Source organism: Arthrobacter sp. efr-133-TYG-118, assembly GCF_030209755.1.
Taxonomy (GTDB): domain Bacteria; phylum Actinomycetota; class Actinomycetes; order Actinomycetales; family Micrococcaceae; genus Arthrobacter.
The window spans coordinates 129,431-145,800 of record NZ_JARVRH010000002.1; the positions used below are offsets into that span (position 1 = coordinate 129,431).

The window sequence follows — 16,370 nt, forward strand, 5'->3', positions numbered from 1 at the left end:
GCCGCTTAGCGGAGGGGGACGATGTCATCGACACCCATGCGCGCAGCATCGGCCGATTCGTCGTCGGGCTGCTGTTGGCTGAGCCGTTCAGCTTCCACCCGGGCCAGGTAGTGCTTGATTTCGCTTTCCCGCTGCGCGTCGCTCCAGCCAAGAATTTCTCCCATCAGCTTAGCGACAACAGGGACCGCGGAAACACCTCTGTCCCACGACTCGATCGAGATACGGGTGCGTCGGGTCAGGACATCATGGACATGCCGGGCACCCTCATGGGTCGCGGCATACACGACCTCTGCTGAAAGATAGTCGTCTGCCCCCGGCAGGGGCTCGGCCATGGCAGGGTTGTCCTTGATGATCGCCAGGACTTCCGGGGTCATGGAGCCGTAGCGGTTGAGCAAATGTTCCACCCTTGCGACGTGGACCCCGGCCTCATCAGCGGTTCTTGCCCGCCGGTTCCATGCGGCTTTGAACCCCTCGGCGCCGAGGAGCGGGATGGTATCGGTGCAGCTCGCGGGTACGCGCTCGTCCATGGCCCGGGTAGCTTCGTCCACCGCGTCCTTCGCCATGACCCGGTACGTGGTGAACTTTCCGCCCGCAACCACCACCAGGCCCGGAACGGGGTGCGCCACCACATGCTCACGTGAAAGTTTGGCCGTGGAGTCACTCTCCCCCGCTAGCAGCGGACGGAGGCCCGCGTACACGCCCTCAACATCCTCACGGGTCAAGGGCCGCTTCAAGACCCGGTTGACGTGTTCAAGAACATAGTCGATGTCCTTCGTGGAAGCGGCAGGATGCGCCTTGTCGAGCTTCCAGTCGGTGTCCGTCGTGCCGATGATCCAGTGCCGCCCCCAGGGGATGACGAACAGTACGGATTTTTCGGTCCTTAGGATCAATCCCACCGTGGACTGGAAGCGGTCGCGCGGGACCACAAGGTGGATGCCTTTGGAAGCGCGGACTTTGAGCTGGCCGCGATCCGTCACCATGGCCTGGGTCTCGTCCGTCCAGACTCCCGTGGCATTCACCACTTGCTTGGCGCGGACTTCGATGATGCTGCCGTCCTCCTGGTTTTCCACCTTCGCGCCCACTACGCGTTCGCCCTCGCGGACGAACGACACCACGCGCATCCTGTTCACGGCATGCGCCCCGTAATGTGCCGCGGTGCGGACGACGTTGACCACCAACCTGGCGTCGTCGACCTGTGCATCGTAGTAGCGGATGGAGCCGACGAAGGCATCGCTCTTGAGGCTGGGTGCTGCCCTCAGTGTTCCGCGCCGGAAGAGGTGTTTGTGCATCGGCACGCCGCGGCTGTGGCCGGAGGTGAGGCCAAGCGTGTCATAGAGGAAGATCCCGGCACCAACGTAGGGCCGCTCCCAAAAACGCCGGGTCAGCGGGTACAGGAACGGAACCGGCCGGACAAGGTGGGGTGCGATCAGTTGGATCAACAATCCGCGTTCCTGGAGAGCCTCCTGGACCAGCGCGAAGTCCAGCATTTCCAGGTATCGCAACCCCCCGTGAATCAGCTTCGAGGACCTTGACGACGTTCCCGAAGCCCAGTCCCGGGCCTCGACAATACCGACGGACAAGCCGCGTGTCACCGCGTCCAAAGCCGCACCAGCCCCGACCACGCCTCCCCCGACAATCAGGATGTCGAGTTCCTTGCCAGGCTCAGTGGTCCCCTTGAGAACTTCGATGGATCTGGCCCGTGCCTGCGGACTCAATGCACCTGTTGATGCATCATCCCTTTGCGAACCATCTGCAACACTGCTCATTGGACGCCTCCCATCGCACAAAGCCCGTAGTTCCCCACACTACTTCTTGTCCAGCGGCTTGGGCAGGGTTTTCGCGGGCCCGCTAAAGCGGCCCGAGCGTACGCTAGCGGCCCGAGTAAGGCGAGACGACGACGTCGACTCGTTGGAACTCCTTCAGGTCCGAATAACCGGTGGTCGCCATGGAACGGCGAAGCGCGCCGATCAGGTTGGACGTGCCGTTGGTGTGGTGGCCCGGCCCGAAGAGCACTTCCTCGAGCGGACCGACAGTGCCGACGTTGACCCTGTCGCCGCGGGGCAGTTCAAGGTGGTGGGCTTCCTGGCCCCAGTGCCAGCCCTTGCCTGGGGCTTCTTCGGCACGGGCCAAAGCGCTGCCGAGCATGACTGCATCGGCGCCCATGGCGATGGCTTTGACGATGTCACCCGAAGAACCCATGCCGCCGTCAGCGATCACGTGCACGTACCGTCCACCGGACTCATCCATGTAGTCGCGGCGGGCGGCCGCGACATCGGAAATGGCGGAAGCCATGGGTGAATGGATGCCGAGCGCACGGCGCGTGGTGGTCGTTGCGCCGCCGCCGAAGCCCACCAGGACGCCGGCCGCTCCGGTACGCATGAGGTGCAAGGCCGGGGTATAGCCGGCGGCCCCGCCGACGATCACCGGGACGTCGAGTTCGTAGATGAACTGCTTGAGGTTCAGCGGTTCATGGTTCTTTGAGACGTGTTCGGCCGAGACGGTGGTGCCCCGAATGACAAAAATGTCGACGCCGGCGGCCACCACGGTCTTGTAGTGCTCCTGCGTACGCTGCGGCGTCAACGAGCCGGCCACGGTCACGCCGGAAGCACGGATTTCCGCGAGCCTGGTGGTGATCAATTCGGGCTGGATCGGGGCCTTGTAGAGCTCTTGCATGCGCCGCGTGACCGTCGGGCTGGCCGTTTCATCCGCAAGGGCAGAGATCTCGTCCAGCACGGACTGGGGGTCCTCGTACCGCGTCCACAAGCCCTCGAGGTCCAGAACGCCCAGACCGCCCAGCCGGCCAAGGGCGATGGCCGTTTCAGGCGACATTGCGGAGTCCATGGGTGCGGCGATCACTGGCATCTCAAACTTGTAGGCATCAATCTGCCATGAGACGGAAACGTCCTTGGGGTCGCGCGTCCGGCGGTTGGGGACGATCGCGATGTCATCCAGGGAGTAGGCACGACGCCCACGCTTGCCACGGCCAATCTCAATCTCGTAAGTCACTGCTCTAGGTTATCCCAGTGCGGCGTGATGTACCGGCAGGGTGACATACAGCATGACGACAGGCCATGCCTCGTAAATAGGCGAGCCCGCCACCTCCATGAGGGAGGTGGCGGGCTCGCCTGAACTGCCTAGGACAGGAACAACGCCTAGCGGGAACCGTAGTTCGGAGCCTCGACGGTCATCTGGATGTCATGCGGGTGGGACTCCTTCAGTCCGGCCGCAGTGATGCGCACAAACTTGCCGCGTGCTTTGAGCTCGGCGATGGTCGGAGCACCCGTGTAGAACATGGTCTGGCGCAGGCCGCCGACCAGCTGGTATGCCACCGAGGAGAGCGGGCCGCGGTAGGCGACGCGGCCTTCGATGCCCTCCGGGATGAGCTTGTCGTCACCGGAAACGTCCGCCTGGAAATAGCGGTCCTTCGAGTAGGACGTGTTCTTGCCGCGGGACTGCATGGCACCCAGGGAACCCATGCCGCGGTAGCTCTTGAACTGCTTGCCGTTCACGAAGATCAGCTCACCCGGCGACTCATCGCAGCCAGCCAGCAAAGAGCCGAGCATGACCGTGTCTGCACCGGCCACGAGGGCCTTGCCGATATCGCCCGAGTACTGCAGGCCGCCGTCGGCGATCAGCGGAACACCGGCAGGGATGGCAGCCTTCGAGGACTCGTAGATGGCCGTGATCTGGGGGACGCCTACACCGGCAACAACGCGGGTGGTGCAAATGGAGCCCGGGCCCACGCCCACCTTGATGCCGTCGGCACCGGCGTCGATCAGTGCCTGGGCGCCTTCACGGGTGGCGGCCTGGCCGCCGATGATGTCAACGTGCGCAGCAACGGGGTCGGACTTCAGGCGCGTGATCATGTCCAGGACGCCCTGCGAGTGGCCGTTGGCGGTGTCCACGAACAGCGCGTCGACACCGGCGTCGATCAGGGTCATGGCCCGTTCCCAGCCATCGCCGAAGAACCCGATGGCGGCGCCGACGCGGAGACGGCCTTCCTCATCCTTCGTCGCGAGCGGGTACTGCTCGGCTTTGGTGAAGTCCTTGGTGGTGATAAGGCCCTTGAGGCGTCCCTGCTCGTCAACGAGGGGCAGCTTCTCGATCTTGTTGGTGGCCAGCTTGTGCGAGGCCTCTTCGCGGCTGATGCCGACGTGGCCCGTGATGAGGGGCATCTTGGTCATGACGTCGCTGACAAGCCGCAGCGGGAAGTCGGACTCCGGCACGAAGCGGGTGTCGCGGTTGGTGACAATACCCAGCAGGCGGCCGTCCGGGTCGATGACAGGGAGGCCCGAAACCCGGTAACGCGAACACAGTTCGTCGAGTTCCTGAAGGGTGGCTTCCGGGTGAATGGTCAGGGGGTTGGTGATCATCCCGGACTCGGAGCGCTTGACGCGGTCGACGTGGTCGGCCTGGTCTTCAATGGACAAGTTGCGGTGGATGACGCCAAGGCCGCCCTGGCGGGCCATGGCGATGGCCATGCGGGACTCGGTGACCGTGTCCATGGCGGCGGACAACAGCGGGGTCTGGACCGAAATTCGCTTGGAGATCCGGGAGGAAGTATCAGCCTCGGACGGAATGACGTTGGTATGGCCCGGCAGCAGCAGGACGTCGTCATACGTCAGGCCAACAAAGCCAAAGGGATCGTGTTCGGGCTGGGTCATGAGTGCGCCTCTTACCTTGGTTCTTGGGGGTTGCTCTGGTAGGGGTTGCAGCTGATGACCAGCCCGTCATTACGGGACTGGCCTGTGCAGAAAGGTTCTGAATAAATAGTAGAACCTCGCCGCCGATCCCCATATTCCGCGAGGGCAATGTGAGCAACAGCACCCGGGGCCCGCCATGGAGCCGCCCGGTCGCCCTCGATCCGTCCGGCCGCCTAGCTCCACCCGGTCGCGGCCATGAACGCCTTCTCAAAGTATGGGGTCAAGGTCTTCATGTATGTGGCGGTCACATGGTTGTCGTCCTTGTAGACCATCACGTTGCCGATGACCGCCGGACAATTCGTATCGGGGCAGAAGTACTTCGAGAGGTCCAGGAATTTCGTGTCAGGCATTCCCGCGGCCACCGCTCCCGTCGGGGAATCTTCGGAGTAGATTTCGGCACGCTGGGAACCGCACGCAACATATGCGCCGGGGTTCTTTTCCAGGCAGGCCGGAACTGGTTGCGCTGCGCGTGGAGTGTCTCGGAAGGCAACAACTTGGATTCCGGCGTCGTTAAGCGTCTTTACCTCCGTGACCCAAGAAGCATCGAGCCGCTCCGGGACGTTGCTCTGCGCATTGGTGCGCGTACTCGTCGTCACCACAACATCCGGCTTCATCTTCAGGACCTCTGCGAGCGTGGCCTTGTTGAAGTCAACGCAGGACTGCGTAATGTCTGCCGCAGTGTCCTCGCCAAGCGGGCAATATCCCTTGGTGATGGACGTCAGGCTCCAATTGTTCTTTGCGGCCATCGTAAGCAGCGGCGTGTTCAGCACATGGGCGTGCGAACTGCCGATGACCACCACGCTTTTCGTCCCGTTCTTGATCCCGTTGGTGCAGCGGTTGACGAATTCCTGCGAGTCCGTCGTCCCCGTGCAGGGGGTCGGGAAAACCGGCCAGTCACCATCGACTGCGGTCATGCTTGGAACCAAAGGCACCCCCGGATCGGGGGTGTATACGAAGTCTCCGCCCACGGCTGCCGCTCCGGGGTTGCGGGCATCCATGTTTGCAACCAGCGCGCGGTTTGTCTGCTCTATCTGCAGGGGCCAACCGGCCAACGGCAGAATAGCCACGGTCCCCACCGCAACCAGCGAAATCACGCTTCCGCGCCGGTTGGCCTCGGGCCACCTCCACTCCCGCAACGGCTTCTCGATGAATCTGGTGGTCAGGACAGCCAAGAGGAAAGCACCAGCAATAATCACTGTGCCGGACAACCAGCCAGCGTGGGTCTTGCCGGACCAAGCCAAATAGATGACCAACATGGGCCAGTGCCAAAGGTAGAGGGCGTACGAATTGTTCCCCATCCGCACCAGTGGCTTGGAACTGAGGATTCGGTCGATTCCGAATCGACTCTGGGTCTGGCCCGCTGCGAGCACACAGGCGGCGGCAAGCGTGGGCCACAAAGCCAACCACCCGGGAAAGACGCCCTCGACGTCGAGAATGAGCCCGCAGCTAAGCATCGCCAGGATGCCGAGCCAGCCAAGGACGATCCTGGCTGACCTGGGTATTTTCAGCGAAGGCAGGAAGAGGGCCAGAAGAGTTCCAAGGGCAAATTCCCAAAGCCTGGCCGCGGTCGAGAAGTACGCCGCCGATTGGTCCGTAGCTGTGTAGACGACCGAGTACACCAGGGAAACCAGGAAGATTAATCCGAAGATGTAACGGAGGAGGGGAACGTACGCGAGCCTGAACCTTCTCGCCAGCCAGCCTGCTCCCACAAAGATGATTGGCCAGACAATGAAGACCTGTCCTTGGATGGACAGCGACCAGAAATGCTGGAACGGACTGGCCAGGCTGTGATCCACGGCGTAGTAGTTGACGGCCTGGGACTGCAACAGGAAGTTCTCGACGTAGAAGAGTGAAGCCCAACCCTGCTTGATGGTATCGACCCAGCGGGTGGCCGGCATGAAGAGGTAGGTGGCGGCCAGCGTTCCAACGATCACGGTGACGGCTGCGGGCAAGAGCCTCCGGAAGTGATGAAGAAAGTGCTTGATCAGTTCTGTTTGCCGGCCGCCGGCATACCGTCTCGTGAACTGCGCAGTCATGAGAAATGCCGAGACCAGGAGGAAGACATCCACCCCGCCGGAGACCCGGCCAAACCAGATGTGGTACGTGACAACCATGAGGACGGCAACAGATCGAAGCCCCTGGATTTCAGGACGGAACGTCGATTTGGGTGCCGAATTCTGCATCTCGCCGCTGGTTCGCCGTAGCGCAATCGGGCGCGTGGTTGTCAAAGTCTTGCCTCCAGGGTGCTACTCAAACCGTCTACCCTACTGATTCGAAATGATCGTCGTCAATTGAGACCGCGTTCAACCAACTTCATACGATCCATTAGGACAGAAGCGGCTGGGAGCTTCCGGAACGTTGTCTGGGTCAATCCTCCATGCCGTTTTGCCGGCGTCCGGTCGTCATCCCGCCCCACCGCAAATGCAGGAGGCCCGGCCCCCCAAAGGGGACCGGGCCTCCTGCATCGATCAACCAGTATTAGTGGCTGTGGCCTGCGTGCTCGTCTTCCTCGGCCGGCTTCTCGACAACCAGGGTCTCGGTGGTGAGAACCAGGGCTGCGATGGACGCGGCGTTCTGGAGCGCGGAGCGGGTGACCTTGACGGGGTCGATCACGCCTGCGGCGATCAGGTCCTCGTACACACCGGACTTCGCGTTGAAGCCGTGGTTGTCTTCCAGCTCGGCAACCTTGGCGACGACGACGTAGCCGTCAAAGCCGGCGTTCTGGGCGATCCAGCGAAGGGGCTGGGTCAGGGCGCGGCGGACGATGCCGACGGCGGCAGCCGCGTCGCCTTCCAGTGCCTTGACGGCTGCGTCCTCGTCCAGTGCCTTGAGGGCGTGGATGAGGGCGGATCCACCGCCGGATACGATGCCTTCTTCAAGGGCAGCACGCGTGGAGGACACAGCGTCCTCGATACGGTGCTTCTTTTCCTTGAGCTCGACCTCGGTGGCTGCGCCGACCTTGATGACGCCGATGCCGCCTGCCAGCTTTGCGAGCCGTTCCTGCAGCTTTTCCCGGTCCCAGTCGGAGTCGGTGCGGGTCAGCTCGGCACGGATCTGGGCGACGCGTGCTGCGACGTCGTCAGCCGTGCCAGCGCCGTCAACGATGGTGGTGTTGTCCTTGGTGACGGTGATCCGGCGGGCACTGCCGAGGACCTCGAGGCCAACCTGGTCAAGGGACAGGCCGAGCTCCGGGGAGACAACCTGCGCGCCGGTCAGTGTGGCAATGTCCTGCAGCATGGCCTTGCGGCGGTCGCCGAAGCCCGGAGCCTTGACGGCAACGACGTTCAGGGTGCCACGGATACGGTTCACGATCAGCGTGGACAGTGCCTCGCCGTCGATGTCCTCGGCAATGATGAAGAGCGGCTTGGCAGCCTGCAGGGCCTTCTCGAGGAGCGGCAGGAATTCCTGCAGCGCGGAGATCTTGCCTTGGTTGATCAGGATGAGCGCGTCTTCCAGAACAGCTTCCTGGCGTTCCGCGTCAGTGACGAAGTACGGGGACAGGTAGCCCTTGTCGAACTGCATGCCCTCGGTGAGGACCAGTTCGGTCTGCGTGGTGGAGGACTCTTCGATGGTGATGACACCATCCTTGCCGACCTTGCCGAAAGCCTCGGCGAGGAGCTCGCCAACCTCATCGCTCTGGGCGGAGATCGCGGCAACGCTGGCAACCTGGGTGCCTTCTACTTCGCGGGCGTTCTCCAGGAGGCGGGCAGCCACGGCCTGGACGGAAACCTCGATGCCGCGTTTGATTTCGCCAGGGGCGGCTCCGGCGGCAACGTTGCGCAGGCCTTCCTTGACGAGGGCCTGTGCCAGCACGGTAGCCGTGGTGGTGCCGTCGCCTGCGACATCATTGGTCTTGGTGGCGACTTCCTTGGCCAGCTGCGCACCAAGGTTCTCATACGGGTCGTCGAGTTCGACTTCGCGGGCGATCGTCACGCCGTCGTTGGTGATGGTGGGAGCTCCCCACTTCTTGTCCAGAACGACGTTGCGGCCACGCGGGCCAAGGGTGACCTTGACGGTGTTGGCCAGCTTGTCAATGCCTGCTTCGAGCGAGCGACGGGCAGCGTCGTTAAACGCAAGCTGCTTTGCCATGGTTGTGTCCTTTCAAGACGGAAAACCCGCACCGCTGATCCGACCGGAAGAAGTCCGACTCGATCTGCGATGCGGGATCCAGGGAATTACTTAACGACGATTGCCAGAACGTCGCGGGCGGACAGAACGAGGTATTCGTTGCCGCCGGTCTTGACTTCAGTTCCGCCGTACTTGGAGTAGATGACGACGTCGCCAACGGTTACATCGACGGGCACGCGGTTGCCGTTGTCATCGAAGCGGCCGGGGCCAACTGCAACAACTTCGCCTTCCTGCGGCTTTTCCTGTGCAGTGTCCGGGATGACCAGGCCGGAAGCCGTGGTCTGCTCTGCTTCGAGCGGGCGGACAACAATGCGATCCTCGAGAGGCTTAATGGAGACCGACACTCGGATCTCTCCTTTACGTGAGGTAGTACATGGACTATCAAACCAGGGGTGCCGTGGCGGGCTTACCGTCGTCGCGGTGCCGGTAAGTGCCTGGCGGCATGATTAGCACCCGCCTAGGGAGAGTGCTAATCAAGACTCTATGTAAGCATTAGCACTCGGTCAAGGCGAGTGCCAGAATTCCGTCATGGGTGAACGTCGAAAGGGCGCTTCCGGCTCAAGTAGCTCACTGCCCGGCGAGGTCGTCGAAGTCAACGTCCTCGCCGTCGTCGTACTCTTCCTTCGGTGCGGTTCCGCGGTTCAGGTAGAGCACGACGCCGCTGGCGAGCGCGACGACGCCGAACACCACCAGCCCGACGATCGCTCCGATGCGGGCACCGGTGTAGGTGTCACGGATGTCCCGGGCCTCATCCGTGGCGTCCTGGACGCTATTTCCGGTCATCGAGTAGGTGGCCGCGTTGAAAGAGTCTAGGAAGAAAATAATGATCAACAGCGCGATGCAGACAATGGCAATCAAAGCACCCACGATGAGCGCGGGGCGGGCATATTTGGAGAGATTTCCGGCGAAGGGACGTTTATCGGGGGCAGAGGGAGAACCATTGGCGTCGTCAGGCTGGCGTACTGGGTTGTCTTCCATGGCATCAACCCTATCGGCCCGAGTGGTCCCGGATCCCTCCCGACCCCGTATGACGGGCGAGCACTAGGCTAGTTCCCATGGCTGACACATCCCCGGACCAGATTGCCCCCTTGCTGACAACGGAAGGTTGGGAACTGCTGGCGTCCTTGGGACCGTACAGCGATGGCGAAGCCTTCGCCCTGAATGCGCGCCTGCGCAAGGACGGCCACTCCCCCGCACTCGTGGCGGCCGTCCTCACCCAGTCCAGGCTCCGCACCCGGGCCGAGGCCAAGTTCGGCGAATTCGCCCGGCAGATGCTCTTCACCCAGGCCGGCCTGGAACAGGCCACCCGGCTCAATGTTGCAGCCAGGCATGCCGAGCGCTTCGCCAAGGCGGGCACGCAGCACGTCGCGGACCTGGGTTGCGGGCTTGGAGCCGACTCCATGGCCATGGCCTCCATGGACATCAAGGTCACCGCCGTGGAACTCGACGAGACCACCGCCGCGTGCGCCACGATCAACCTCATGTCTTTCCCGCACGCAACGGTGGTGCACTCCGACGCCACGTCGGTGCCCCTCGACGAGGTCGACGGCGTGTGGCTCGATCCGGCGCGCCGCACGACGTCGTCGTCGGGAACCAAAAGGATCTGGGACCCGGAGGCGTTCTCGCCGCCGTTGTCCTTCGTTGAATCATTGGCCGCTACCGGCAGGTCCGTCGGGGTCAAGATGGGCCCGGGGATGCCACATGATTCGGTTCCGGCCGGCTGCGAGGCACAGTGGGTTTCGGTGGGAGGGGACGTCACGGAAGTAACGCTGTGGTTCAATGACGTCTCCCGCCCGGGCATCCGCCGAGCTGCCCTTGTGCTCGGGCCGCAGGGCGCGGCAGAGATCACCAGCGGCGAAGATTTCGACGGCGGCCCGGTGCCCGACGTCGGGCCCGTGGAGGGATACCTTTACGAACCGGACGGCGCGGTGATCCGCGCGGGCCTCGTGGCCGACGTCGCGCTCCGGCTGGGCGGCCACCTGGTGGACCAACACATTGCCTATATCTGCGCTCCGGAACTGATGGAGACCCCGTTCGCCCGCGCCTACAAAGTCCTGGAAGTCATGCCGCTGAACGTCAAGGCCCTCAAGGCCTGGGTGAAGGCCAACGGCGTCGGCGTCCTCGACATCAAGAAGCGCGGCACCTCCGTTACCCCCGAAGAGCTGCGGAAACAATTGCTGCCGGCCGGAAAGGGCACGGCAAAATCCCGCGGCAGCAAAACAGCCACCCTAGTCCTCACGAGGATCGGCGATGAAAAGGTGGCTGTTGTGGTGGAGCCGGTAGCGGCTGCCTGAGCTGGTCCCTGAACCGTGGCGCCCTATTGGGCGCGCGTGAACTCCTCCGCCGCGGCCACTTGCTCCGGTGTCGGCGTGATGCCCGTGTAGAGCACGAACTGTTCGAGTGCCTGGATGGTGGCCACTTCAGCGCCGCTGATCACGGTCTTTCCGGCCGCACGGCCGGCCTTGATGAGCGGCGTCTCTGCAGGGAGGGCGACGACATCGAACACCACGCGCGCGGCCGCCACCGCCGCTTCGGGGAAGGACAGTGAGCCGGAGTCAGGTCCGCCGGCCATGCCGATCGGTGTGACGTTGACGAGCACGTCCGCCGTCGACTCCCCTACTTCAGCCTGCCAGCCGAAGCCATAGAGCCCGGCAAGGGACTGCCCGAGCTTTTCGTTCCGGGCAACCACGGTGACGCGGGAGAAACCGGCGTCGCGGAAGGCAGCCGCGGTGGCCTTGGCCATGCCGCCGGAACCGAGGAGCAGCACCGACGACGCCGAGTCGATCGCGTTGCGCTCGATCAACTGGGCGATCGCGGTGTAGTCCGTGTTGTACGCCGTCAGTACGCCAGCGTCGTTCACGATCGTGTTGACCGAGTCGATAGCGGCCGCCGAAGCGTCCATGCGGTCAACGAGGGCGATGACGTCCTCCTTGTACGGCATCGAGACGGCGCAGCCGCGAATGCCCAGACCGCGAACACCGGCGATCGCGTTCGGGAGGTCGGTGGGAGCGAAGGCCTTGTAGATCCAGTTCAGGCCGAGCGCCTCGTAGAGGAAGTTGTGGAAACGCGTTCCGTTGTTGCTCGGCCGGGCAGAGAGAGAAATACAAAGCGTCATGTCTTTATTGAGGATCGGCATAACGGGGTTTCCTTCGCGTAGCGGGTTCTCTGCCCAGCCTAGACGGGGAGCTAGCCTTGGCGCGCCTTGAAGCGGGGATTCAGCTTGTTGATGACAAAGGTGCGGCCGCGCCTGCGGACAACTTGAGCGCCGGGGATCTTCTTGAGGGCACGCAGCGAATTCCTGACTTTCATGGGGTTCTCCTTCTCGGGTTTCGTCATTCAGTATAGATGCAAATCATTCTCATTAGCAAACGGATTCGTTTTTCCTCAGGATTCCTCCCATGCGGTACCGTACCGCCCCTGCATTAGACTTGAGCCAACCGCTGACGGCCCCACGGCGGGCGTTGCTCAGGGCGTTTTTGGCAAATACCGAGGGGACCCACGTGCAGATTGATTTCGCTTCATCCAGGCAGTCGACCCTGGGGGTGGAATGGGAGCTTGCGCTCGTCAACGCACGCACCGGCGAATTGGTCTCGGTGGCGAATGAGGTCCTGCGGGGCGTGGCATCGCGGCATCCCGATTTGAACGAAGACGACGAGCATCCGCACATCAAGCGGGAATTGCTCTTGAACACCGTGGAGCTTGTCACGGGCGTGTGCAACACCGTCAAGGAAGCCAAGGAAGACCTGGCCCGCTCGCTTCAGGCTGTCAGGGAAGTCACCGACCCTATGGGTGTGGAGCTTTTCTGCGCCGGAAGCCATCCTTTCAGCCCGCCGCAGCTTCAGCCGGTCTCGGACAAAGAACGCTATGCCAAGCTGATCGACCGCACCCAATGGTGGGGACGGCAAATGGTCATCTATGGAGTACACGTCCACGTCGGCCTGGACCGCAGGGACAAGGCGCTCCCCATCCTCGATGGGCTCGTCAACTACTTCCCCCATTTCCAGGCGTTGTCCGCTTCGAGCCCGTTCTGGGGCGGCGAAGACACTGGCTATGCGTCACAACGTGCCCTCATGTTCCAGCAGCTGCCCACGGCCGGATTGCCTTTCCAGTTCCCCAGCTGGGCCGAATACGAGTCCTATGTCCAGGACATGTTCACAACTGGAGTGATCGACACCCTGTCTGAAATTCGCTGGGACATCCGGCCCGTGCCGAACTTGGGCACCATCGAGATGCGCATTTGCGACGGCCTGGCCACCCTTGAGGAAGTCGGTGCCGTTGCAGCCCTGACCCAATGCCTCGTGGACGAGTTCTCCACGATCCTGGACAACGGCGGCAGCATTCCGACCATGCCGCCATGGCATATCCAGGAAAACAAGTGGCGCGCCGCCCGTTACGGGATGGAAGCGATCATTATTCTCGACGCCGAGGGCAATGAGCAGCTCGTCACTGAGCACTTGAAGGAAACGCTGCTGCGCCTGGCGCCCGTCGCGGAGAAGCTGGGTTGCTCGGAGGAACTTGCCGACGTCGAAAAGATCATCGCCCGCGGAGCAGGCTACCAGCGCCAGCGCCGCGTCGCCGCCCAGCACGACGGCGATCTTCACGCCGTCGTCCAGGATCTCGTGCAGCAAATGCGGTCCGTTCCGACCGCCTAGCCTCCGGCCGGGTTCCCTCGCCTACACCGAAACCGTGGTCACCGGCAGGGAGGAATCCGGAGCGAACGCGACGCCGCTGGGACCGATCCCCGCCATGATGAGCTGCGAGCCCAAGGCAGCGACCATGGCACCGTTGTCGGTGCACAGTGACAGCGGCGGCACATGCAGGGTGATCCCCGCCGCGTCGCAGCGTTGCCCCGTGAGCTCACGGAGCCGGGAGTTGGCTGCAACTCCGCCGCCCAGCAGAAGATCCGTGATCCCGTTCTCCCTGCAGGCCAGCACAGCCTTGGACGTGATGACGTCCACTACCGCTTCCTGGAATGCGGCGGCGATATCGGCAACGGGGACGTCCTCGCCGCGGGCTTCGAATTGTTCAACGCAGCGCGCGACGGCGGTCTTGAGCCCGCTGAAGGACCAATCGTAACGATGCGGTCCCGGCTCCTCCGCGGTTCCCATGTACTTGGGTTGCGTCAAGCCGCGCGGAAAGCGGATGGCCTTGGCGTTGCCTTGCTTGGCGAGTTTGTCGATGGCCGGTCCGCCCGGGTAGCCAAGGCCCAGGAGCCTCGCCACTTTGTCGTAGGCCTCCCCTGCGGCGTCGTCGATCGTGGAGCCGAGCATCTCGACGTCGTCGGTGATGCTGCGGATGCGCAGGATTTCCGTGTGCCCGCCGGAAACCAGCAACGCACCGAGATTTTCCGGCAGCCGACCGCCCGGACCGAGCCCCCGGGTGCCGGCGGCGGCGCCGTCAAGGAGCCCGACGCCGACATGCGCTACCAAGTGGTTGATCGCGTAGAGCGGCTTGCCCGTGGCAACAGAGAGGGCCTTGGCCGCACAGACACCCACCATGAGCGCGCCGGCCAAGCCAGGTCCGGAGGTCACGGCGATGGCGTCGATGTCTTCCAGTGTCACTCCGGCCTCGTGCAGGGCCTCCTGCAGCGTGGGAACAAAAGCGTCCAAGTGCGCACGGGAAGCGATCTCCGGAATGACGCCGCCAAAACGGACATGCTCATCCATCGAAGAGGACACCGTGTTGGTCAGCAGGGTGGTGCCCCGGACAATCCCGACGCCGGTTTCGTCGCAGGAGGACTCGATCCCCAGCACGAGCGGCTGGGCGATGGCGGGCTGGATGGGGCCGGGCTGGTTCATGCCGGTATTCCTTCAGTCAATGTCAGCCTCATGATGAGGGCGTCCGTGCCGTCGCGATAGTACCGCCGACGGACGTGGATCTGCTCGAAGCCGAACCGCACGTAGAGTGCCTGCGCTCGTGGATTGTCGGCACGGACCTCCAGGAGCACTTCCACCGCGCCGCGCCGCCGGGCCTCTTCAATCAGTTCCGTGAGGATGGCGGAGCCGATTCCCCGGCCTTCGAATTCGGGCACAACGGCGATCGTCTGCACGTCCGCGATCGGCTCGATGCACATGAGCCCGGCGTAGGCCACAATCTGCCCGTCGGCTTCGGCCACCACATAGCGGCGGGTATCAACCTGGGCAAGTTCATCGAAGAACATCTGCATCGGCCACGCGTCCACCGGGAAGAGCCGACGTTCGAGTACCTCGACGACGGTGACGTCGTCGGCGGTCATGTCGCGCAAGGTCACGCCGTCGAGCTTGAACTGGTACGAAGGGTTCACAGGGCACGCTTTCTAGGGCCCGGCACTTGCGCGTCGGATTCCCGCAAATACAAGGGAGTGGAATCCGGCAGTTCCGCACCGGCCGCCAGGAGGGCCATGGCGAACTGGCCCAGCGAGGCCGCGTCGGGCTGGGTGGTGCTGAATTCCCCGTTCGCGTTGACGACGTCCGCGTAGATGCCGCCGCCGGCACCGAAGACCGGGAGATCGGGCAACTCCGAGGCGAACCCGACATGCGGACCGTCCACGAGTTGCGGTAGCTGGCCATCATTGAGTGTGTAGCGCGCCCAGTAGACCTCCTTGCGACGGGCGTCCGTGGCCACCAGGAACTCGGCCTGCGCCTCCGTGGACCCGGCCACTTCCAAAGCGATCGCATCCAGGCTCATGAGACCGAAAAGAGGTTTGTTCCAGGCAAATGCCAAAGTGCGGGCAGTTGCAATCCCTGAACGGAGGCCCGTGAACGGCCCAGGGCCAACACCTGCGACGATGAGGTCGATGTCCGCGCCGCCTACTCCGGCGTCGGCCAGAAGCTTCTCAATTCCGGGCGCCAGGACCTCGGCATGGCTGCGGGTGTCCTCCGTAGCGAAGGACTCCACCACACCCTCCATGGCAACGTCCGAAATGAGTGCCGCACTCGCCACGGCCGAAGTATCAATGGCCAAGATCAGCATCAGGCGTTCTCCTCCAGTATTTCGGGCACGGCCCTCCAACGAGGGCCAAAGCCGCGGAAAACGATGCTGCGGGGTTCGTCGTCGTCCTCCGGGTCGAAATCCAACACGGCATCCTGGCCAGCTTCCGGGCGGGTTGCCGCCCTCTCGGCGCCGCCCACCGTCCGGTGCATCTCGATGTCCAGGCGACTATCCGAAAGGCGTTCCACGCGCTCACGCCCCCACTCGACCACAGTCACGGAGTTGTCCATGGTGTTTTCGAGGTCGATGTCGTCGATTTCGGCAGCGGACGCCAGCCGGTAAGCATCAACGTGGACCAGGTCGGGGCCGCCGGGGCGCGGCCCGTCCGGCAGGTTGGGATGGATGCGCACCAGGACAAACGTGGGCGAGATGACGCCGGCACGGACGCCAAGTCCTTCGCCGAGTCCCTGGGTGAAAGTAGTCTTGCCGGCACCGAGTTCGCCTGTCAGGACCAGCAGGTCACCCGGCTCAAGGACCCCGGCGAGCGCCGAGCCCAAAGCGTGCGTCTGCTCCGCCGTCGCGACCTTGACGGTCCGTTCCCACAACGCCTCCTTCAACGGGGTCTTGTCA

The 16,370-nt window shown here is 63.4% G+C and carries 15 protein-coding genes; 2 read left to right on the forward strand and 13 right to left on the reverse strand.

Going from position 1 to position 16,370, the window contains the following annotated elements:
• Nucleotides 1–5: 5 nt before the first annotated feature.
• From QRN59_RS01470 to QRN59_RS01500, 7 genes are all read right to left on the reverse strand, one after another.
• Entirely contained in the window at nucleotides 6–1,766 is a 1,761-nt protein-coding gene (locus QRN59_RS01470) for a glycerol-3-phosphate dehydrogenase/oxidase (RefSeq protein ID WP_284980771.1), read from the reverse strand.
• Between the two features lie 103 nt (nucleotides 1,767–1,869).
• Nucleotides 1,870–3,006, reverse strand: a complete 1,137-nt coding sequence (locus tag QRN59_RS01475; RefSeq protein ID WP_284980772.1) for a GuaB3 family IMP dehydrogenase-related protein — start codon at nucleotides 3,004–3,006, stop codon at nucleotides 1,870–1,872.
• A 146-nt stretch (nucleotides 3,007–3,152) separates the two neighbouring features.
• Entirely contained in the window at nucleotides 3,153–4,664 is a 1,512-nt protein-coding gene (guaB, locus tag QRN59_RS01480) for an IMP dehydrogenase (RefSeq protein WP_184740509.1), read from the reverse strand.
• Between the two features lie 212 nt (nucleotides 4,665–4,876).
• A complete protein-coding gene (locus tag QRN59_RS01485; protein WP_284980773.1) occupies nucleotides 4,877–6,931 on the reverse strand; it encodes an acyltransferase family protein in 2,055 nt (684 codons plus the stop codon).
• 250 nt (nucleotides 6,932–7,181) lie between these two features.
• Nucleotides 7,182–8,792: a chaperonin GroEL gene (gene groL / locus QRN59_RS01490; RefSeq protein WP_284980774.1), complete on the reverse strand. Its 1,611-nt coding sequence runs from the start codon at nucleotides 8,790–8,792 to the stop codon at nucleotides 7,182–7,184.
• Between the two features lie 86 nt (nucleotides 8,793–8,878).
• Nucleotides 8,879–9,175, reverse strand: coding sequence for a co-chaperone GroES (gene groES, locus QRN59_RS01495; RefSeq protein WP_028265041.1), 297 nt, complete (start codon nucleotides 9,173–9,175; stop codon nucleotides 8,879–8,881).
• 223 nt (nucleotides 9,176–9,398) lie between these two features.
• Nucleotides 9,399–9,809 carry a hypothetical protein gene (locus QRN59_RS01500; protein ID WP_284980775.1) on the reverse strand — a complete coding sequence of 137 codons (411 nt, stop codon included), beginning with the start codon at nucleotides 9,807–9,809 and terminating at the stop codon, nucleotides 9,399–9,401.
• A gap of 77 nt (nucleotides 9,810–9,886) precedes the next feature.
• On the opposite strand from QRN59_RS01500, the gene QRN59_RS01505 reads away from it, so the two are divergent.
• Nucleotides 9,887–11,125: a THUMP-like domain-containing protein gene (locus QRN59_RS01505; RefSeq protein ID WP_284980776.1), complete on the forward strand. Its 1,239-nt coding sequence runs from the start codon at nucleotides 9,887–9,889 to the stop codon at nucleotides 11,123–11,125.
• A 23-nt stretch (nucleotides 11,126–11,148) separates the two neighbouring features.
• On the opposite strand, the gene QRN59_RS01510 is transcribed toward QRN59_RS01505, so the two are convergent.
• Both QRN59_RS01510 and ykgO read right to left on the reverse strand, forming a co-directional pair.
• The gene (locus QRN59_RS01510; RefSeq protein ID WP_284980777.1) at nucleotides 11,149–11,967 is read right to left on the reverse strand and encodes a shikimate 5-dehydrogenase; all 819 of its coding nucleotides are present in this window, start codon (nucleotides 11,965–11,967) and stop codon (nucleotides 11,149–11,151) included.
• A 50-nt stretch (nucleotides 11,968–12,017) separates the two neighbouring features.
• A complete protein-coding gene (gene ykgO, locus QRN59_RS01515; protein ID WP_184740519.1) occupies nucleotides 12,018–12,140 on the reverse strand; it encodes a type B 50S ribosomal protein L36 in 123 nt (40 codons plus the stop codon).
• Nucleotides 12,141–12,331: 191 nt separating this feature from the next.
• On the opposite strand from ykgO, the gene QRN59_RS01520 reads away from it, so the two are divergent.
• Nucleotides 12,332–13,483, forward strand: a complete 1,152-nt coding sequence (locus QRN59_RS01520; RefSeq protein ID WP_284980778.1) for a glutamate--cysteine ligase — start codon at nucleotides 12,332–12,334, stop codon at nucleotides 13,481–13,483.
• A 21-nt stretch (nucleotides 13,484–13,504) separates the two neighbouring features.
• Here the strand turns inward: QRN59_RS01520 and tsaD are convergent, their stop codons facing one another.
• The 4 genes from tsaD to tsaE are packed head-to-tail and all read right to left on the reverse strand — an operon-like array spanning nucleotide 13,505 to nucleotide 16,357.
• Nucleotides 13,505–14,629 (reverse strand): tRNA (adenosine(37)-N6)-threonylcarbamoyltransferase complex transferase subunit TsaD, encoded by a 1,125-nt coding sequence (tsaD, locus tag QRN59_RS01525; RefSeq protein WP_284980779.1) that lies wholly within the window; start codon nucleotides 14,627–14,629, stop codon nucleotides 13,505–13,507.
• The gene (gene rimI / locus QRN59_RS01530) at nucleotides 14,626–15,066 is read right to left on the reverse strand and encodes a ribosomal protein S18-alanine N-acetyltransferase (RefSeq protein ID WP_502871011.1); all 441 of its coding nucleotides are present in this window, start codon (nucleotides 15,064–15,066) and stop codon (nucleotides 14,626–14,628) included. Before rimI ends, tsaD begins: the two co-directional genes overlap by 4 nt.
• A 44-nt stretch (nucleotides 15,067–15,110) precedes the next feature.
• The gene (tsaB, locus tag QRN59_RS01535) at nucleotides 15,111–15,782 is read right to left on the reverse strand and encodes a tRNA (adenosine(37)-N6)-threonylcarbamoyltransferase complex dimerization subunit type 1 TsaB (protein WP_284980781.1); all 672 of its coding nucleotides are present in this window, start codon (nucleotides 15,780–15,782) and stop codon (nucleotides 15,111–15,113) included.
• On the reverse strand, nucleotides 15,782–16,357 hold the full coding sequence (gene tsaE, locus QRN59_RS01540) for a tRNA (adenosine(37)-N6)-threonylcarbamoyltransferase complex ATPase subunit type 1 TsaE (RefSeq protein WP_284980837.1): 576 nt from the start codon (nucleotides 16,355–16,357) through the stop codon (nucleotides 15,782–15,784). Before tsaE ends, tsaB begins: the two co-directional genes overlap by 1 nt.
• Nucleotides 16,358–16,370: the final 13 nt, after the last annotated feature.